The sequence below is a fragment of the Streptomyces himastatinicus ATCC 53653 genome (genome assembly GCF_000158915.1).
Classification (GTDB): Bacteria; Actinomycetota; Actinomycetes; order Streptomycetales; family Streptomycetaceae; genus Streptomyces; species Streptomyces himastatinicus.
The window spans coordinates 35,858-54,108 of sequence record NZ_GG657755.1; the positions used below are offsets into that span (position 1 = coordinate 35,858).

An 18,251-nucleotide genomic window follows, 5' to 3' on the forward strand; every position below is an offset into this window, starting at 1 on the left:
CACCGCGGGCAAAGCCAGCGTTGTGGTCGCCGGGATTGCCGCCGCCGTCATCGCCGTCAAGAGCCTCGCGGACATGGGCGAGGAGGCCCCGCCGAACGTCGACAAGCTCACCACCTCGCTGGGCAACCTCGGCCGCACGGGCAAGACCTCCGGCGAGGCTGCCCGCGTGTTCGGCAAAGACCTGAGCGGGCTGCGCGACTCCGTGAAAGCCCTGACCGACCCGTCGACCACCGACGCCGTCCAGCAGAAGCTGGTCAAGGCGCTGTCGCTGGGCAACTGGGACTCCACGCCCGTGCAGGAGGCGAAGGAGAAGTTCGACGCGATCGACAAAGCGTTGTCGAACTTGGTTCGCGGGGGCAAGGCGGATGTGGCGGCCGCGGCCCTGAAGCGGCTGGAGTCCGCGTACGTCAAGAACGGGGGCAGCGCGGGCGACTTCCGCAAGCGGCTCGACGACTACAAGAGCGCCCTCGCGGACCAGAAGTTCGAACAGGAGATGGCCGCCCAGTCCATGGGCCTGTTCGGGAAGGCCGCGCAGGAGACCCAGGCGAAGCTGGACGCGCAGAAGCAGTCCGCCGACGGCCTCCGGCAGTCCATCCAAGCCCTGAATGACGTGAACCGCCAGGGCGCGGACGCGATGAACAAGTTCGAACAGTCCATCGACGACTCCGCGAAGGCCGCGAAGGACAACGCGGGCTCGCTGAAGATGCACCGCGGCGAGCTGGACCTCAACAGCCAGAAGGCGCGGGACGCCGAGTCCGCGCTGCGCGACCTCGCCACGAACACCGACGACGCCGCCACCAAGGCCCGCGAGCAGGGCAAGAGCTGGGAGTACGTGCAGGGCATCCTCTCCCGCGGCCAGTCCGCGTTCGTGGAGACGGCCCAGAAGATGGGGCTGACGAAGGAGCAGGCGCAGGCCCTCGCCAAGTCCTACCTCGACATCCCGAGCAGCAAGTCGACGAAGATTGAGATGAAGGCCGAGGACGCGATCGCCGGACTCGACTCGGTCATCGCCGCCATCAAGGCAACGCCGAACGCCAAGTCCGTCACCGTGGACGCCCTGACCAGCGACGCGGTCAACCTGCTGGAATCCCTCGGATTCAAGGTCACCCACCTGAAGGACGGCCGCTTCAAGGTCACTGCCGAGACGGGTTCCGTCAAGGGCAAGCTGTCCGAGGTGGAGAAGGCCCGGAGCGGGCTGAAGAACAAGACCCTGAAAATCGACGCGAAGACCGCTGGCGCGATCCGGGACCTGGAGAACCTGAAGACCGCCGTACGGGGCTCCAAGGGCAAGACGATCACTATGAAGGTGCCCACCGCGGAAGGGCGCCGCCAGCTGCAACTCCTCGGCTTCAAAATCAAGGACACGAAGGGGAAGCGGGTCACCGTCTCCGTCCCCACTGGTACCCCGCGGTCCCAGGTCGCCGCGATCCGGGCTGCCATCGCCGCGCTGAAGGACAAGTCCGTCACCATCACCACGAAGCATGTCGATGTTTTCCAGGTCCGCGGGACCGCCAAGTCCGCGGCCGCCGGAATCGCCGCCCAGGCCCGGAACCTCAAGAAGGCCGACGGCGGGCTCGTCGACTACTACGCCAACGGCGGCATCCAGCGCCGCGGCGTCCGGCACTTCGCCGACGGCGCCGAGAGGCACGTCGCCGAGATCGCCCCGGCCGGTGCCTGGCGCATGTGGGCCGAGCCCGAGACCGGTGGCGAGGCGTACATCCCGCTCGCTCCGACCAAGCGGCTGCGGTCGCGGGCGATCGCCGAGGAGACCATCCGGCGCCTCGGCGGGGACCCGCAGACCATCGAGTGGCACGCAAACGGCAGCATCACCGACTGGCGCTACGACCCCCAGACCGGGTCCCTGTACTCCGCCTCGGATGCAGGACAGGCCGGACACAAGACCCGCAAGGTGAAGACGAAGAAGGGCACCAAGGAGGTCGAGTACTTCTCCCTGGACGCCGTCGAAGGCAAGCTGATGAAGTCGGCTCGGGCCGCGCGCGCCTGGAACAAGGACCTGTCGACGGTCGCAGACCGCGTTGGCGCCGATGTCGCTCAGGCCCTGGCCGGTATGGGCGAGGACGGCGTCGCCCTGACACGCAAGATGGCGCACGGCAGCAAGCGGTACATCGAGCTGATGGCCCGGCAGCTGCGCGACCTGGCCAAGACGGCGAAGGCATCGCTGACGGACTACACCCGGCAGATGGAGAAGGCGTCCAGCTCCAACACCAAGTTCCAGGCCGACCTCGCCAAGCTGGCGGGCGCGGGCTTCGGCGACCTCGCCGCCCAGCTCGCCGCGCAGGGCGACCAGGCCGCCATCGACATCGCGTCGTCCGCTGTGAAGGACCGCGGCAGAGCGAAGAAGGCCAACGACGCCGCGAAGCGCGCGAACAACGCGCTCACCAACGAGCAGGTCGCGGAGATGGTGCAGATCATCGCCGCGATCACCTCCAGCAAGGTCGGTATCCACTCCGTCGCGGAGAAGACCGGCATCGGCGAGGACGAGATCGTCACCGTCGCCACGAAAGCCAAAGGCCAGATCAGCAGCGCCCTCGGCGGCCGAGCCGCCCAGTTCCTGTCCGACCTGACGCGCGCCCAGAAAGGCTTGTCGTACGCGAACGGCGGCATCCGGTCCGGCATCTACGCCACCCGCGGCGGCGCAGTCACCTTCGCGGAACCCTCCACCGGCGGCGAGGCGTACATCCCCCTCGGGGCCAACAAGCGCCGGAACGCCACCGCGGTCCTCGGGGACGTCGCCGGGCGCTTCGGCCTTGGCCTCACCGATGCCAGCGCGGGCGGCCGGGTCGTCATCATCCGCGAGCAGGGCCCGCTGGTCGGCAACCAGACCTGGCACGTCACCTCCGGCGGCAACGCGATCGACACCGCCCGCCGGATCGACGCCGACAACAGCTACCAGCTGCGGCGCCTGGCGCGCGGCGGAGTGGGGGCACGGTGAGCACACCGATAGAGCTGGTCGACTGGCAGCACGAACTCGGCGGCGTCCTCATCGGCGAGGGCACCGACGTGCAGATCCGGGCGATCGAGGGCCTGGGCCAGCCGCCCCTGCGCACGAGTGACGTGGAGCCGCCGTCCGAGGACGGGCTGTGGCTCGGCCGCGACTACTACAGCGGCCGCGTCGTCCGTATCGACGCCGCGATCCGCATCAGCGGGCAACCGGCCGCCGTCCTGGACCAGCTCGCCGCACTCCAGGCCACCCCGGACACCCTGGCCGTACGCGGCTACGGCGGCACCACCATGGACCTACGCCTGAAGCTCCCCGGCCGCGGCGCCCGCACCGTCCGCGGGCGGCTCCGGAAACTCGAACCGGACCTCACCAAGATGATCCACGGGTTCGCGCCCCTGGACATCGAGTTCACCGCCGCCGACTACCTGTACTACGCCGACCAGCCCGAGGGCATCACCCTCACCCTGGGGCTGATCTCCACCGGCGGGTTCCGGGCCCCGGTATCCGCACCGATCCACGTCGATGGTGACGGCGGGCCCGAGGGGCGCCGCGGCCGCATCGACGTATCCGGCACCGCCCCCACCTGGCCGGTCATCCGCATCAACGGCCCGTGCGCCAACCCGTCCGTCACGCACGTCGACACCGGGCGCACCATCACCGTCCTCACCACCCTGGCGGCGGGGGAGTGGCTGGAGATCGACACTCGGCCCGGGTGGCGGACCGTGCTCCGCAACAACGGCTCCACCGCCCCCACCTCCCCCTACTCGCGCCTCGACCAGTTCCAGCTACCCCCCGGGTCGAGCGAGCTGACATGGACCGCGACCGACAACACCAACACCTGCTCTCTGGCCGTCTCCTGGTGGCCCGCGTACAAGGCCCTGTGAAGGAGCAACCGCGATGACCGTTCAGACCCCGCTGCTGACGATGAACGCCGACCACACGGCGCAGACCTTCCGACACATGATCAAGGATCTGGCGCGGGACAACGAAGGCGTCACCCAGGGCACCGACCTGAAGGTCACCCCGATGGCCATCAACGGCGCCGGCGTCACCGTCGGCGACGGCTCCGGCGTCGTGAAGGGCCGCTTCGACCCCTTCCAGGGCCACTACTCGGTGTTCAACATCGGCTCGGAGGATGTGCCGATCGCGGCGACCGGCGGCTCGTCCCGCGCCGACCTGATCATCCTGCGCGTGGAGGACCCGGAGTATGAGGGCAGCCGGGCCCCGCAGGCCGCTGGATACCTGTACGTCGCCTCCAACGTGTCCTCCACCGCCACCGCTCTGCCTGCGGGGATCAGCGGCATCGTCCTCGCCCGGGTGAACGTCCCGGCCAGCACGTCGGTCATCACCTCCGGGATGATCACCGACCTGCGGAAAATCGCCAACCCCCGGCGCGAACGCCCCCTCGCCACGTACTACGCGCAGGACCCGCTGGTCGAGATCAGCGGAACCAGCGAGACGTGGAAGACGCACCCGAACGTGACCATGGCGAACATCGCGATCCCCTCCTGGGCCACCACCGCCAAGGTCGTCTTCCATGCCGCCGGGATCCGTCTCGACGACGGGAACGTGTGGGGCGGGTTTCGCTTCATGCTCGGCACCGAGGAAGCCGCGCAGTGGGTGGGAATCGACGACAACCAGGGCACAGCCCCACGCCGTATCCACACCCTCACCATGGCCGAGACCATCGACCTCACCACCACCAGCGGCGCCGCCATGCGGGGTACTACCCAGGCATTCAAGTCCCGCATGCGGACTCGCTCCGCCAACGGCGGAAAGATCGGAGTCGACGGCGCCACCACCTTCATCATGGACATCGAGTTCACTGAGGGCCGCATCTGATGGCCCGCTGGCGGTACTGGGCCCAGCACGCCCTCACCAACGAGGTCCTTGCCGCGTCCCTGCCCGTCGCCGACCCCGAATTCGGGCACGAACTCAACGGCCCCGGCCACTTCAAGGGCCGCCTCGAGCCCCGCTTCGTCCAGGCCAACACCGCCGCCCTCGATGCCGGGAACGTCTACCTGTACGCCCAGTTCGGCACCCTGCTGATGTGGGGCGGCATCCTGTGGTTCTCCCAGCCCCAAGACCGCTCCTGGGCCCTGGAGGCCGCGGGCTGGTCCTCCTACCTCAACCAGCGCTACGACCACCACGGCGAACTCAACGCCCGCGGCCCGTACGTCAACACCGACCCCTGCAAAATCATCCGCGACGTGTGGGCCTACGCCCAAGAGCAGCCCGACGGCACCCTCGGCGTCCAGGTCGACACCACCACCAGCACCGCCAAGGTCGGCACCACCAAAGAGCCCTGGCACTCCTACTGGTACGAGGTACCGAACCTCGGCGACCACATCGACAACCTCGTCTCCGAAGACGACAGCCCCGACTACGCCAACCACTGCTCCTACGCCACCGACGGCACTGTGGTCCGCCGCATCCGCCTCGGCTACCCCCGCCTCGGCCGCCGCCGGACCGACATCACCTTCCAATCCGGCGTCAACATCATCGACAGCCCGCCCATCCGCTACTCCGGCGAGGACTACGCCAACACGATCATCGCCACCGGCAGCGGCGAAGGCACCGCCACCCGCAAAGCGGTCGACTCCGTCCGCGACGGACGCCTCCGCATCGAAAAGCACCTCCCCCTGCCGTCCGTCAACGGCAACGACATCCTCGCCAAGCGCGCGGCCGCCGACCGCAAGCGCCGCCAGATCCTCGGCCAGACCGAACAGATCACCGTCCGCCACCACCCCCACGCCCCCCTCGGGTCGTGGCAGATCGGCGACGACGTCCAGGTCGCCGTCCACAACGAATGGACGTCCTGGTCCGCGTGGTGCCGCATCACCGGCTGGACCGTCAAGCCCGGCGCCGGTAACGGAGGCGAGGACGCCATCACCCTCGACCTCGCCCGCGCCGACTCCTTCCACTACGGCGCCCCCACGGAGGTGGCCTGACCATGTACAACACCCTCGCCCAAGAGGTAGCCCGGCTACGCCGCGAGGTCGCCGAAATCCGCCGCGGTCAGCGGGTCGCGCACGGCGCCAGCATCGAGAACGCCGCCCTCGAGGTCCGCGACGACGCCGGGCAGGTACGCGTAACCCTCGGCGTCCAGTCAGACGGCACCGTCGGCGTGGTCGCACAGAACGGGCCCCCGCCCGGCGCCCTGACCGCCCCGATCGTCACCCCGTCCATCGCCGGACTCCGCGTCACCTGGGACGGGGCACTCGCCGACGGCTCCACCCTGCCGCTCGACTTCGACCACGCTGCCGTACACGTCTCCACCACGTCCGGCTTCACCCCGTCCGCCGCCACGTTCGCAGGCACCATCACCAGCGCAGGCAGCGGCGGCATGCTCCCGGTCACGCCCCTGCCGTACGCCCAGCACTACGTGCGCCTGATCGGCGTCAACACCTCCGGCGCCGAGGGCGCCCCGTCCGCCGAGACCTCGGGCACCCCGGTGCAGGTCGACGGGCCGGACCTCACCGCGGGCAGCGTCACCGCCGAAGCCATCCAAGCGGGAGCGGTCGAGGCAGACAAGCTGGCCGCGATCATCGCCCTGGCCACCCGAATCCTCGCCGGGAACGCCTCGGGGGCGCGGGTCGAGCTGAACGAGAATGGCCTCAAGGTGTACGACGGCTCGGGCGCCCTGAAGGTCGACCTCGACGCGGCCACCGGCGACGCCACCTTCACCGGAGACATCACCGGCTCCAACATCACAGGATCGGAGTTCCAGACCGCCGCGACCGGCGAACGGATCACCATCAACGAAGCAGGCGCCAACAAGATCCTCGTGTACGACGCCACCGGGCGCCCCGTCGGAGAACTCTCCGGTAACGGCCTGCTCCTCGAGGGCAGCAGCGGCGCCGTCATGCAGCTCGATCCCGACAGCACGTACCCGAACTTGCGTTTCACCAACGCCAGCGGCTCCAACCAGGCAGTCATCAACGTTGTCGAAGCCGTCACGGGGGACGCCGACCTCGGCCTGAACAGCGGCACCTTTACCGGCAGCGGCTACAGCGACATGATCTGGCGCACGTTCTTCGGCAGGGACTTCTGGGCCGCCGAGCGGGTCCGGAACACCTCGCAGAGCACTTACGTCGGTGGCCGCATCTTCATGGATGGGACCTCTGCCCAGATCGGGTACCTGGACGCGACCGCGGCCACACAGCGCGGCGACGCCGTATTCACTACGGGAAACGTGCAGCTCCGGGCCAGGCTCCAGCACCTCCCGCCGGCCAGCAGCAACACGGCCATGTACATGGAGTCCGCGGCAGGCCACACCGGTCACATGTTGAGGCTCTACAACAACGACGCGGGCGCCTACCGGCTCTCCGTCGACCTGGCGGGCAACACCACGATCGGCGGCATCCTCACCGCGCCCAACATCGTCACGGGCAGCGTCAGCATCACGCCGAGCGCTGCCAACACCCCCACGTCTGTCACCGTGAACGGCCTCAACCTGCCAGGCACCGTCCACCGCGCCTTCGTCACGGCACAGTCCCAGGTCCCGGGCACAGTCCTCGAGTGCACCGCCACCAACGTCAACGCGAACAGCCTGACCGTCTGGGTCAGCCGCACCAACACGACCACCACCAACATCTGGTACCTCGTGATAGCCAGCTAGGAGAGAACAGCCATGACCGACATCGTGTTCGAGCCTTCGACGTTCTACAACCTCGTCGTCCGCTGCAACACCGCAGACATGTCCAAGCCGCCGCAGCCTGACAACCCGGAGCCGTGTCCCCACTACGGCAAGGAGAGGCAGGTCGACGAGGTGTATTCCAATGCTGGGCAGCCCGTCGTCCAGTGCTGGCCCTGCGGGAAGAACGCCGAGATCCTTTCCGCAGAGAAGATGGACCCTCAGCCTGAAGTCTCCTGACCGGGGGCAACGGGCCTCCTGTCCGGCCGTAGTCTGAGATTAGCGGCGACCCTCCGCCCCGCAGCACTCCTGAGGGACCGCACCCCGTGTGGTGCGCAGAACGCCCCACTATCACCAGGGCGCGGGGAGAAGCGAGCACGAGGCATGGCGAAGCCGTTGAGCGCCGCCGCATTTCTGAAAGCGCTGAGAGACGAGGGCCTGAAGGTCGTCGAGGTCGGCAGTTGGCGCACCCACAACCGCAACAGCAAGGGCGCCTGGGGGCCGATGCACGGCGTGATGATCCACCACACCGTCACCCGGGGCACTCAGGACACGGTCGACATCTGCCGCAACGGCCACGCCAGCCTGCCCGGGCCGCTGTGCCACGGCGTCATCGCCAAGGACGGCACCGTCTATCTGGTCGGCTACGGCCGAGCGAACCACGCGGGGCTGGGTGACGACGACGTCCTCCAGGCCGTCATCGACGAGCGCCCCGTGCCCACGGACAACGAGGCCAACACCGACGGCAACGCCCGCTTCTACGGCTTCGAGTGCGAGAACCTGGGCGACGGCAAGGATCCGTGGCCCGCCGTCCAGCTCGAGGCGATCGAGAAGGCGGCGGCGGCGCTGTGCCGGGCGCACGACTGGGGCGAGCGGTCGGTGATCGGGCACCTGGAGTGGCAGCCGGGGAAGGTCGACCCGCGGGGCTTCACGATGGCGTCGATGCGGGCCCGGGTGAAGGACCGGCTGGGTGACTCCTCGCCCGGGCCGTCGAAGCCCGCCCCCGACGGCAGCAAGCCCGCTCCGAAGCCGACCCCGCCGCGGTACGAGCCGTTCCCGGGCGCCAGCTTCTTCCACGGCGGCCGCCACTCCGCCGTGATCACGGCCATGGGCCGCCGCCTGGTCGCCGAGGGGTGCGGCGCGTACCGCAGCGGGCCGGGCCCGAACTGGACGAATGTGGACCGCGAGTCTTACCGCCGCTGGCAGAAGAAGCTGGGCTACACCGGCTCGGACGCCGACGGCATACCCGGGAAAGCCAGCTGGGACAAGCTGCGTGTGCCCAACGTCTGACCCCTCCCTCTCAACCCCTCTCTCCAAGGAGTCTCCTGTGAGAACCCTCCTCGGCCGCGAGCCGTCCCTATGGCTCGGCCTGGTGGCCGTCCTCGTGAAGATGGCCGCCGCGTTCGGCCTCGACGTCAGCGGCGAGCAGCAGGCCGTCGTGAACGCGCTCGCAGCCGCGCTGGTCGGCCTCGTCCTGGCGGTGATGGCCAACGACGGTGTCGGCGCCGCGGTCCTCGGCTTCGTCCAGGCCACCCTGGCGCTGGCGGTCGGCTTCGGCCTGGACTGGTCCGCCGAACGGCAGGCCGTCGCCCTGTCCGTGGCCGCTGCGGTGGTCGCGATGTTCGACCGTACGCAGGTGACCGCTCCCGTACCGGCCAACGCCGTACGTAAGCCGACTGTGGTCTCTTGATCCTTCCCTTATCCGGAGCACCCGATGGCCGATGAGCAGCCAACGAACGGTGAGCTGTCGCGGCTCATCGGCCAGCTCGACACCAGATTCCAAAGCCGCCTCTCCGAGCTGAATTCCCGCCTGGACAAGGTCGTCTCGCTCGACGTCTACACGATCCAGACCACGTACATGGAGCAGCGCGTGGCGGGCTTGCAGGCGGAGATTCAGCGGTGCGGCGACGCGAACAAGACGCTTGAGGACCAGTTCGAGCAGTACCAGCGGGATGTGGCGAAGCAGCGTGAGGAAGAGCGACAGAAGCGCCTGTATCAGGCGGTTGTTCCGGTGCTGCTTGGTCTTCTGTCGGTGGCCGTAGCGATATGGGCGGTGGTTTCACGATGACCGGTGCGCGCCGCAAGGATGCGCGGCCGCCGTTCAAGTTGCCGCGGGCGGAGTGGCTGATCGCCGTGACGCTCGCGTTCGTGGTGCTGCTGCTGGGGTGGCTGGCTGTTCAGGTGGTGTCGCTGACGCAGGATTTGCGGACGTCGAACTCGGCTCGGGATGCGCTGGCGCGGCAGGTGCAGGGGCTGGGGGCGTCGCCGGTGGCCGGGCCGCCGGGGTCGCGCGGTACGCCGGGGGGTGTGGGGCCGTCGGGTCCTCCGGGGTCGCCTGGCCCGACTGGGCGGCCGGGTGAGGACGGGAAGGACGGCCGGGACGGGCCCAGCGGGAAGCCGGGCGGCCCGGGCCCGTCGGGTTCTCCTGGCCGGCCCGGCGCTAACGGGGCCAGCGGCTCTGACGGCGCGAACGGGGCGGACGGGGCCGAGGGACCTGCGGGACCGCCCGGGCCGGAAGGCCCCCAGGGCGCGCAGGGACCGCAGGGTGAGAAGGGGGACAAGGGCGAGACGGGCGACCGCGGCCCGGCCGGACCAGCCTGCCCGGACGGCTACAGCCTCCAGGCACCCTCGTACGACCCCGACGCCCTGGTCTGCCGCCGAGATGGCGCGCCTGACCCGCAGCCGTCCGACACGAGCGGCACGGGGCTGCTCGGCATGCCTATCGACCGGCGCCGCTACTGACTGGAGATCGCCATGACCATCGTGAAGGGCAAGTTGATCGGCCCGGCCGACCCGTCCCGAGTGGAGGTCACGGCCGAGCTGGTGGATGTGACCGGTGCCCGCGCGGTGGGCTATGTGGCCTCCGCTGAGGGCGAGATCGTGCAGCCGGTGCGGATCACGCCCGAGAGCGACGGGTCGTGGTCGGCGGACCTGTTGCCGAACGCGGGGATCGTGGCGGCCGCGGGGGACACGCTGTGGGCGGTCATGGAAGGTCGGGCGCTGGACGGCACGCCGGTCCTGACGCACATCCTGGTGCCGGAGACTGGCGGCCCGTACTGGCTGGGGGATCTGCGCGCGGACCTGTCCGGCACGCTCTCGGGTGGCGGGACGGTGGTGTACGTGCCGGGGGTGCCCGGCCCGGCAGGCGCGGACGGGGCAACCGGCCCGAGCGGGCCCGCTGGGGCCGATGGCGCACCGGGCCCCCAGGGGCCAACCGGGGCTACCGGACCGGAAGGGCCAGCGGGCCCAGCGGGCGCGGCCGGGGCCGACGGCGCGCCGGGCGCTACCGGTCCGAAGGGCGACCAGGGAGATCCGGGACCGCAGCCGCCGCTCGGGGCTGCTGGCGCCGGGCCCGAAGTGGCGCTGCGCTCCGACGACCCGACCACGACGAACGCGCGCACCCCGCTGTCGCACGCCTCAACGCACGCCGCGGCCGGGTCTGATCCGGTAACACCGGAGATGGTGGGGGCGGATCCGGCTGGCGCGGCATCCGGCCAGGTCGCCGAGCACACGGGAGCTACGGACCCGCACGGGGACCGGGCCTACTCGGACGGCGTGACAGGCCCGATCGCCAGCAGGGTGACCGCGGTGGAGACCGGGTTCACCAACGTCAACGCGTACATCACCGACGCGCTGAACAGGGTGCAGGCGCTGGAGAACGGCGCCCTCTACAAGGCCGGCGGCACCATCAGCGGCAGCTTGGCCGTCACGGGCCATGCGCTCGGTCAGGACACGCCCGCCGCCCATGGTGTCGCCGCCTGGTGTTATGACCCGGCGCTGGCGGTCAACTCCACGCAGTTGGCCAACGGGACGTTGTATCTGGTGCGCGTCAACGTGGCCGCGAACGTGAACGTCACCAAGATCTATTGGTGGGTTGCGAACGTGGGATTTTCGCCTGTCTCCGGCCAGAACCAGGTGGGCCTGTACGACTCGGCCGGGGCGCTGCTGGCTGCCGCGAACGTTGATGCCGCGATCTCCTCGGCCACGCTGAAGGCCACCACGATCGCGGCCCAGGCGTTGACGGCCGGGGAGTTCTATTGGGTTGGGATGGTGTTCAACGCGGCAGGTGCGCCGACGTTGACGCGTGGCTCCGGCTGGACGGGTGTCGATGCGGCGGCGAATCTGGGCTTGACTGCGGCGACGTACCGGTTCGCGACGAACGGGACTGGTCGGACGGCGTTGCCTTCGTCGATCACCCCGGGATCGAATTCGGGGACGGATTTTGCTGGGCCGTGGGTGGCGGTGGGCGCGTGACCTCGGCGTGAGGCGTGTCCGGTACTTTTGTGCAGAAAATAAAGGTGACCAGCCCTCCGTTTTCATCGACCCCAACCGCCCCACCAGCACCAGCCGGACGGGGTGCGGCTACGCTGACATGGCGTTGCCCCGCCTGCTTCCTTCAGGCGGGGCAACGCGCGTGGGCTTATACGAACATGGCGCTCGGATCGAATCGGTCGTACGCCACGCCCTGCCAGATTTCCCAGTCGGTGTTGACGTGGCCGCCGCCAGCGCGTGTGCCGCTGGCGGCCCAGAAGGGGCGCAGGCCCAGCATCTCCGGCTCCCGGTGCAGGCACCCTTCTGCGTGCGTGTCCGGGTAGGCGGTGTGGTTGAAGCGGCCGGGGCCGTACAGGTGGCCGCAGCAGTACGCGCGCCAGTCGATGGCCCGGTGGGACTCGGGCACTCGGCGGCGGTTCATGGCATCGCGGTAGTAGTCGCGGATGACGTGTTCGGCGTGGGCTTTGGCGGCGTCGAGGTTGGAGTAGGTGCCCAGCGTCTGATCCCACTTCTGTACGCGCCAGAGGGTGGTGTTGGCGTCGTCCATGGTCGGTGTCCTCACTTGTTCTTCGGTTCGGCGGGGTTGACGAGGGCGGCCCGGAACGCGGCCAGGGTCTCCTCGTCGCGAATCTGGTAGCCCTGCACCTTTCCGGATCCGGGGCCGAGGGCGACGATCGGGGATTCCATGCCGCTGTCCCACCAGCCTTCGGCGGCGCCACGCCTTACGAGGCGGGCGAAGGCGCTGGCGTGTCCACGGAGGCTGCTGCCGTCGCTGTCGCGCAGATCGTCGGCGGCGACCTTGCCGCCTCGGTCGACGGCTTCCCGGATGATGCGCTGGGCGCGCGGGGCGAGCGCGCCGTAGAAGAGGCGGGAGCGGTCCACGTTCCATCCGGGGTCGTGGCGCAGGGCAGCGCGGTGCTTGTCGAGCAGTGCGAGTAGATCGCGCTCGAACTCGGGGGTCGGTTCCTTCACGCTGACGGTGATCTCCACACAGGCTCCCGTTACATTAGACGCGAATAAAGCCAAGTAGACCGTACCGTGCTCAGGCATCGTCAGGCAAGGTCTATCCGCGTTTAGTTAAACCCGCCTAGGGCATCGCTCGTGATCGCGTCGGATAACCTCTCCTTATCCGACGCGACGGGCCTCGTGACCAGCGGGAGGTGACCGCAGTGAGCAGGAAGAACGCGAAGGCGGGACCCGGCGAGGATTGCAGTCCTGGAGTACGAGCTGCTGTACGTCGTGCCCGAGCCCGGCACGCCGGAGGCTGACGCCGTTGACGAGGCAATCGCTGCTGGCCAGATAGAGCAGCACCACTTGTGCGGGAAGTGCCGCCGCGCGTTCCAGGCGGATGAACAGTGGTGCCCCGACTGCACGGGGTGCTCCGAGCACGGCAACTTGTGCGACCCACCCGTCCCTGGCTGGCATGACTGCCCCCGCGCGCTGGCCGTCCTTGCCCAGCAGGCTTCCTGACGTTCGCCCCGATTGGCTGCGCCAGGGGCAACGTGCACGCTCACTACGAATAATGTTCCTTCTGTAGAGGGATCACACGAGCAGGGGAGCACGACGGTGAACGATGATCCGAACCCACTGGAGCGGCTGGCGCGCACCCCTCTGATCAACGAAATCGCCGATGCGCGCCGGTGGGCTCTCTCCGTCACCAACTCCGACGAACTGGAGCTGTTCCTCAACCCTCAGGACGCCGAAGGACTTGAGGGGTGGCGGCTGATGAACATGCCCATCCTCCAGAGCATCGGTGTCCCGCAGGGCAAGGCGCTCATCTTCGACCGGTACAGCGGCCAGTACATCCGCCACGGCGAGCAGCTGCACACGCCATGACCGAGCACGAGGACATCGTCGACGCCGAGCTGATCGACGACCGGCTGCCCGCCATCCCCGAAGACCGCGTCCCAGCCGTACCCCTCGCGGAGGAAGACCCCGACGCGTGGCTGCCGCCCGAGGCGCAGGAGGACGTCCAGGCCGGAATCCCGGAGGAGACGGCCAACGCCTACGAGGGCGACATGCGGCGCTTCGCCGAATGGTGCGCCACTGTCGGCCGCCGGGTGATGCCCGCCGCGCCACAGACCGTCACCGCGTACATGTCCTATCTGAAGCGCACCCCCCGGGAGAAGACCGGGCGGCCGTACGGGCCGAACTCCATGGACCGCATCATCGCCTCCATCCGCTCGTCTCACCGCGCCGCGGGCTTCAAGCCGCCGGACACGATGGGCGCGCGGAAGGTCGTGGCCGGGTACCGGGCCCAGCTCTCCTCGGCCAACGACCCGGCCGCGCAGCCGAAGAAGGCCAGCGCCGCTGATCGGACCGTGCTGCGGGAAGCGCTCGCCGCACTCGACCGGACCACGCTCGCCGGGAAGCGGGACGCCGCGCTCATGCTCCTCGGGCATGCCCTCGCCTCGCGCGGCAGCGAGCTGGTACCGCTGGACTGGCCGACCAGCTTCTCCAACCTTCCCGAGGACGAGGAGCAGGACGGGTTCCGGGCCCGGGTGTACCGGAAGAAGCGGAAGAAGTGGCAGAACGTGGACGTGGTCCTCGACCCGGAGTCGGACTTGTGCGCGGTCCGAGCCGTGCGCGACCTGGTGGCCGCACTGGCCGACGAAGGGCACACCGAGGGAGCGCTGTTCCTGCGCATGGACCGGTGGGGGTATCTGGCGCCGCCGATGACCCGCCGCAACAAGAAGACCGGTGTCGTCGAGCCGATCGGTGACCCCGCCGGTCGTATGACGAAAGAGGCCGCGTCCGACATCGTGGAGCGGTCGATCGGCCGTACGGGGCGCCCGGGGCACTGGCGGTCGCACTCGACGCGTCGCGGGTTCGTGAAGTCGGCCCGCCAGGCTGGCGTCGACATCGTGGACATCGGTCGTCACGGCGGCTGGGACGACAAGTCCAAGGCGCTCATCGGGTATGTGGACGAGGAGGACAGCCGTGGGGAGCGGAATCCGTTGGCGCAGATCGGCCGGGCAGCGGTGAAACGGCGGCAGCAGGAGGAGCAGGGGTGAGCGGTCAGCAGGTGCCCGCGCTGCGGGAGTTGTGGGCGGTCGTGGACCGGCTGGCGCCGCGGGACGAGGGCGCGTGGGAGGTGCGGCCGCCGCTGCGCCGGGGTCGTCTGGTGTCGCGGTCGCGGGCGGCACAGCTGCGCACGACGCTGGCTCACCTGGAGCGGGCCGTGGCCCAGCCGGAGATGCCGGAAGGGTCGGCAGAGTCGGTGCGGATACTGCTGGGCCCGGAGGGCGCGGACGCGTTCCTGGAGCTGGCCGCGGCCGGGGAGCTGCGGTCTCCGGGCACTGGGCGCACTGGTGAGCTGTCGTGGTCGACCACGGCGTCGCTGCGGGACTGCCTCGCGATCCTCGGCGAGGAGACGGGGGTGGAGATGCTGCTGCCGAAGGTGTGGCGGCCGACCGCGACGCCCCCAGTGACGCCCGGGCAGGCGGCCGCGCTGTACCGCAGGATGGCGGACATGGCCGCGTCGGCGCCGCTGGATGCGCTGCTGGCGCGAACCCTGGCGGTGGTGGGGGTGGCTCTGGACTCTGGCATGCCGCGCGGGGACATGGTGACCCGCCAGCTGGCGGACGTGGACCTGGAGGCGGGGACGGTGCGCGCGACGTGGCATCGGCAGAATGCTTCCCACATGCCGGTGCCGGAGGAGACGGTGCGGCTGCGGGAGGGCACGGTGGTGGCGGTGGAGCGCTGGCTTCGGTTCCGGCAGCAGCTGGTGGGTGCGCTGGAGGGGGCCGACCCGGGGGCGTTGTGGGTGACGACCTGGCCAGCGTCACGCGGCTTCGCCGATGGCCGCTCCGAGCCGTATCCGGCGGGGCTGCCGCTGGGCCTGTGGGGGTTCACCGCGGCGCACCGGTCCGGGGTGGGGCGTCTGAACGATGTGATGGCCGGCCGGTGGGATGGGGGCGAGCCGTGGGTGCCGTTGCCGCTGCGGTTTGAGCAGTTGGTGCGGGCGGTGGAGGCGGAGCGGGTCCGCGGCTGGGTGCCGGTGTCGGATGCGGTGTGGGCCCGGGTGGAGCCTCTGTTCCCGGACAGGTCGGTGCGTCAGCAGGGGGGCCGGGCGTGGCGGGATCACCGTCAGGTGTTGGATGCGATCGGGTGGCGGTATCAGACGCGGGGTGCGTGGGCGCGGTTGCCGAAGGGTCTGGGCGATCCGGGCACGGCGGCAGCTCGGCTGCGCCGGTGGGTGGAGGATGGCACGTGGGGCGAGGTGTGCGTGGTGTTGCGGGAGGAGCTGGGCGCCGGGGGTGCGGGGTGGGCGGAGTTGGCCGCGCGGGCGGTGGGCTGGGATCCGTCGCGAAGCGGGTGACTCAGGTGCCAGGGAGCGGGTCTTGATCGACGTCGTGCCGCGCGGTGGGCCCGGGGTGGTTGTCGGGGTCGCACTCGGGCCCGTATCGACGCAAACGGCTGGCTGGGTCGCTGAGTTCGCGTCCGCAGCGGCGGCAGTAGACGGGGCGGCGCCCCTGCTCGGGGAGGCCGAGGAGGGGCGCCTGCCGTGCGGGCCGGGAGGTCACGAGACGGTCTGGTCGCCGGTAGTGATACGGGCCGCGCAGAAGCGGGCACCCGCGCCAGTCTGGAAGTCCAGCCACAGGAACTGGCCCATGGTGCGGTCCTTGTTGGTCTGGAAGATGCAGTCGGCGGCCTCCGGGCGACCCATCTTCTCCAGCACGGGCCGCAGGTGCGGGACGGCGTGGTGGACGACCGCGCGGTGGAACTCGTTGGGGTCGTCGGTGTCGACGGTGAGGTCGGGGACGGGGCGGCTGTCGCCGAGGTAGCCGAACTCGATGGTGTAGGTGGTCATTGTTCCCCTCGGGATTCTGGTTGATGTTGGGGCTAGCGGGGTGGAGCGGTCGGAAGCTACACTTGCCGCGTTGTAAGCGGCGTGTGATCAGACTCGGGCCACCACCCAACTGGGGCGGTGGCCTTCGTCATGTCCGGGCCAGTTCGTGCCGGTCGATGTACCAGTGATGGCCACGCATGATCTCGGCGTGCACCTCGGCCAGCGCCCCGTGAGCGGAGTGGCTTCCGCCGCAGCCGTCCTTGTCGACGTACTGGACCCACCAGCGAGGCACGCCTTCATCATCGCGACCGGCGCACACGATTCGGGCCTTGGCGGGCTTTCGGATCAGGATGATGTTGTCGCCTTCGAAGAGACGCTGCCAGCGGACTGCGTGGGGGTACGGACGCTCATCGAATGTTCCGGTGGCGGTTCGGGCTAGGTCCCGATCGTCGGTCTCCAGCATCGTCTGCCAATCGCCGGGCTTGGGGAACATCTGCGTAGTGGACTCCACGCGGTAGGTCGGCATGGGCTGCTCCTCGGGTCGTGGGTTCATGGTGTCGCGGTTCGGTGGGGGTGTTGCCCGGGTCAGGCGGTCTCCAGGGCGGCGATGCGGTCGAGGCGGAAGCTGCGGGCGGCGTCACGGAGGTAGTCGTAGGCGCGGACGTACCAGTCGCCCGCCTTGCTGCGCCGTACGTCCTGCGGGTCGATGTCGCGGACCGTGGCGGCTGCGTCTTCGGCGACGTACTGGATGCGCACGGTGCGGCCGGTCTGGGCGGCGCGGGTGAGGGTGTAGCGGATGAGGTGGAGGTGGGAGAGGGCGGCGTGGGCGATGGCCTCGGTGGCCTGGAGTGTGGTGTGGATGGCGTGTCGGGTGTGGTGCCTCACGGTGTCCCCCCTGGTTCGTGGTGTGGGTTCACCGTAGCACGAAAATAGTTGCGCGTGTATCTATTTTTCGGGTAGGGTTGGAACCAGCACCACCGCCCCAGCCCGCAACACCCCCATAGTTGCGCGTGTATCTATCGAATGGAGGAGACTAGGCGTGCCCACCACACACAGCAGGCGCCCGCCCGGCCGACGGGACACGCGCCCGCGACCGAGAGGACACGCCCCCATGCCCCCCAGCAGGCGCGCCCAACGGCTTGCCGCCGTCACCCCCGACACCGAACGCGCCATCGCCTACCTGCACACGCAGGGCGAGACCACGATGGCCGAGGCCGTACAGACCACCCTCGACTACGCGACCCAGGCAGCAACCGCCCGGGCCCATGAGGTGGCGCGCGACAAGAAGGCGAACCCGAACAAGAGCATCAACGTAGGGGAGCCGTTCCTGCACCACGTACGGTCCTCAGCTGCCGACCAGGGCGTGGAACAGACAGCGTTCGTCCTGGAGAAGCTGGGCGAGTTCGTGAACGGCACGTGGATGCCGGAGCGGCCTGAGCGGGCGCCTCACCGAGGGGCGCCTACGCCCGGGTTCCTGAACGTGCGGGTGCCCGCCGATCTGTGGCAGAGCGCGGACGAGCTGGCCAAGGACCCGGCCGCGGTCGAGGAGCGCGGCTACAAGCTGACCGCCCGACAGGTCGTCATCGCCG

The 18,251-nt window shown here is 69.6% G+C and carries 19 protein-coding genes and 1 pseudogene; 14 read left to right on the forward strand and 6 right to left on the reverse strand.

Translation table 11 applies throughout. The annotated features are described in order from the left end of the window. From SSOG_RS45945 to SSOG_RS50635, 10 genes and pseudogenes are all read left to right on the forward strand, one after another. Positions 1–2,953, forward strand: a pseudogene (locus SSOG_RS45945) (hypothetical protein); the annotation flags it as partial. Next, positions 2,950–3,846, forward strand: a complete 897-nt coding sequence (locus SSOG_RS45950; protein WP_009721190.1) for a phage distal tail protein — start codon at positions 2,950–2,952, stop codon at positions 3,844–3,846. The pseudogene SSOG_RS45945 and the gene SSOG_RS45950, both read left to right, overlap by 4 nt. A gap of 13 nt (positions 3,847–3,859) precedes the next feature. Continuing rightward, on the forward strand, positions 3,860–4,804 hold the full coding sequence (locus tag SSOG_RS45955; RefSeq protein ID WP_009721191.1) for a hypothetical protein: 945 nt from the start codon (positions 3,860–3,862) through the stop codon (positions 4,802–4,804). Continuing rightward, entirely contained in the window at positions 4,804–5,913 is a 1,110-nt protein-coding gene (locus tag SSOG_RS45960) for a hypothetical protein (RefSeq protein ID WP_009721192.1), read from the forward strand. Before SSOG_RS45955 ends, SSOG_RS45960 begins: the two co-directional genes overlap by 1 nt. A 2-nt stretch (positions 5,914–5,915) precedes the next feature. Next, positions 5,916–7,583 carry a phage tail protein gene (locus SSOG_RS45965; protein ID WP_009721193.1) on the forward strand — a complete coding sequence of 556 codons (1,668 nt, stop codon included), beginning with the start codon at positions 5,916–5,918 and terminating at the stop codon, positions 7,581–7,583. 12 nt (positions 7,584–7,595) lie between these two features. Then, the gene (locus tag SSOG_RS45970) at positions 7,596–7,838 is read left to right on the forward strand and encodes a hypothetical protein (RefSeq protein WP_009721194.1); all 243 of its coding nucleotides are present in this window, start codon (positions 7,596–7,598) and stop codon (positions 7,836–7,838) included. A 144-nt stretch (positions 7,839–7,982) separates the two neighbouring features. After that, positions 7,983–8,888, forward strand: a complete 906-nt coding sequence (locus SSOG_RS45975; RefSeq protein WP_009721195.1) for a peptidoglycan-binding protein — start codon at positions 7,983–7,985, stop codon at positions 8,886–8,888. Between the two features lie 37 nt (positions 8,889–8,925). After that, the gene (locus tag SSOG_RS45980; protein ID WP_039942917.1) at positions 8,926–9,288 is read left to right on the forward strand and encodes a hypothetical protein; all 363 of its coding nucleotides are present in this window, start codon (positions 8,926–8,928) and stop codon (positions 9,286–9,288) included. Between the two features lie 24 nt (positions 9,289–9,312). Then, positions 9,313–9,666, forward strand: a complete 354-nt coding sequence (locus SSOG_RS45985; RefSeq protein WP_009721197.1) for a hypothetical protein — start codon at positions 9,313–9,315, stop codon at positions 9,664–9,666. Between the two features lie 686 nt (positions 9,667–10,352). Further along, entirely contained in the window at positions 10,353–11,852 is a 1,500-nt protein-coding gene (locus SSOG_RS50635; protein ID WP_009721199.1) for a collagen-like triple helix repeat-containing protein, read from the forward strand. Positions 11,853–12,018: 166 nt separating this feature from the next. Here the strand turns inward: SSOG_RS50635 and SSOG_RS46005 are convergent, their stop codons facing one another. Continuing rightward, positions 12,019–12,417: a hypothetical protein gene (locus SSOG_RS46005; protein WP_039942921.1), complete on the reverse strand. Its 399-nt coding sequence runs from the start codon at positions 12,415–12,417 to the stop codon at positions 12,019–12,021. 11 nt (positions 12,418–12,428) lie between these two features. After that, complete coding sequence (locus tag SSOG_RS46010; RefSeq protein WP_039942923.1) at positions 12,429–12,860, reverse strand: hypothetical protein; 432 nt, start codon at positions 12,858–12,860, stop codon at positions 12,429–12,431. A 576-nt stretch (positions 12,861–13,436) separates the two neighbouring features. Between SSOG_RS46010 and SSOG_RS46020 the strand changes: the two genes are divergently transcribed. From SSOG_RS46020 to SSOG_RS47440, 3 genes are read left to right on the forward strand one after another with little or no spacing between them, the layout of a single operon-like run. Next, on the forward strand, positions 13,437–13,706 hold the full coding sequence (locus SSOG_RS46020) for a hypothetical protein (protein WP_009721202.1): 270 nt from the start codon (positions 13,437–13,439) through the stop codon (positions 13,704–13,706). Next, complete coding sequence (locus tag SSOG_RS46025) at positions 13,703–14,884, forward strand: site-specific integrase (protein WP_050800430.1); 1,182 nt, start codon at positions 13,703–13,705, stop codon at positions 14,882–14,884. Before SSOG_RS46020 ends, SSOG_RS46025 begins: the two co-directional genes overlap by 4 nt. Then, positions 14,881–16,191 carry a transposase gene (locus SSOG_RS47440; protein ID WP_050800431.1) on the forward strand — a complete coding sequence of 437 codons (1,311 nt, stop codon included), beginning with the start codon at positions 14,881–14,883 and terminating at the stop codon, positions 16,189–16,191. The genes SSOG_RS46025 and SSOG_RS47440 overlap by 4 nt, the downstream gene beginning before the upstream one ends. A gap of 1 nt (position 16,192) precedes the next feature. Here the strand turns inward: SSOG_RS47440 and SSOG_RS57290 are convergent, their stop codons facing one another. The 4 genes from SSOG_RS57290 to SSOG_RS46045 form a co-directional block, all read right to left on the reverse strand. After that, positions 16,193–16,471 (reverse strand): DUF6011 domain-containing protein, encoded by a 279-nt coding sequence (locus SSOG_RS57290; protein WP_342634431.1) that lies wholly within the window; start codon positions 16,469–16,471, stop codon positions 16,193–16,195. Continuing rightward, positions 16,393–16,683, reverse strand: coding sequence for a hypothetical protein (locus tag SSOG_RS46035; protein ID WP_009721205.1), 291 nt, complete (start codon positions 16,681–16,683; stop codon positions 16,393–16,395). Before SSOG_RS46035 ends, SSOG_RS57290 begins: the two co-directional genes overlap by 79 nt. Positions 16,684–16,810: 127 nt before the next feature. Continuing rightward, complete coding sequence (locus SSOG_RS46040; protein ID WP_039942927.1) at positions 16,811–17,188, reverse strand: hypothetical protein; 378 nt, start codon at positions 17,186–17,188, stop codon at positions 16,811–16,813. Positions 17,189–17,247: 59 nt separating this feature from the next. After that, entirely contained in the window at positions 17,248–17,547 is a 300-nt protein-coding gene (locus SSOG_RS46045) for a WYL domain-containing protein (RefSeq protein ID WP_009721207.1), read from the reverse strand. A gap of 226 nt (positions 17,548–17,773) precedes the next feature. Here SSOG_RS46045 and SSOG_RS54595 point away from each other — a divergent pair. Continuing rightward, positions 17,774–18,251: hypothetical protein (locus SSOG_RS54595; protein WP_039942929.1), on the forward strand; the 478-nt coding region annotated here is incomplete at its 3' end.

Bases quoted from the DNA above. Each gene is read 5' to 3' on its own strand.
- SSOG_RS45955 (WP_009721191.1), top strand. From the start codon at position 3,860: ATGACCGTTCAGACCCCGCTGCTGACGATGAACGCCGACCACACGGCG.
- SSOG_RS45985 (WP_009721197.1), top strand. From the start codon at position 9,313: ATGGCCGATGAGCAGCCAACGAACGGTGAGCTGTCGCGGCTCATCGGC.
- SSOG_RS45975 (WP_009721195.1), top strand. From the start codon at position 7,983: ATGGCGAAGCCGTTGAGCGCCGCCGCATTTCTGAAAGCGCTGAGAGAC.
- SSOG_RS45965 (WP_009721193.1), top strand. From the start codon at position 5,916: ATGTACAACACCCTCGCCCAAGAGGTAGCCCGGCTACGCCGCGAGGTC.
- SSOG_RS45970 (WP_009721194.1), top strand. From the start codon at position 7,596: ATGACCGACATCGTGTTCGAGCCTTCGACGTTCTACAACCTCGTCGTC.
- SSOG_RS45960 (WP_009721192.1), top strand. From the start codon at position 4,804: ATGGCCCGCTGGCGGTACTGGGCCCAGCACGCCCTCACCAACGAGGTC.
- SSOG_RS46025 (WP_050800430.1), top strand. From the start codon at position 13,703: ATGACCGAGCACGAGGACATCGTCGACGCCGAGCTGATCGACGACCGG.
- SSOG_RS46035 (WP_009721205.1), bottom strand. From the start codon at position 16,683: ATGACCACCTACACCATCGAGTTCGGCTACCTCGGCGACAGCCGCCCC.
- SSOG_RS50635 (WP_009721199.1), top strand. From the start codon at position 10,353: ATGACCATCGTGAAGGGCAAGTTGATCGGCCCGGCCGACCCGTCCCGA.
- SSOG_RS46005 (WP_039942921.1), bottom strand. From the start codon at position 12,417: ATGGACGACGCCAACACCACCCTCTGGCGCGTACAGAAGTGGGATCAG.
- SSOG_RS46040 (WP_039942927.1), bottom strand. From the start codon at position 17,188: ATGCCGACCTACCGCGTGGAGTCCACTACGCAGATGTTCCCCAAGCCC.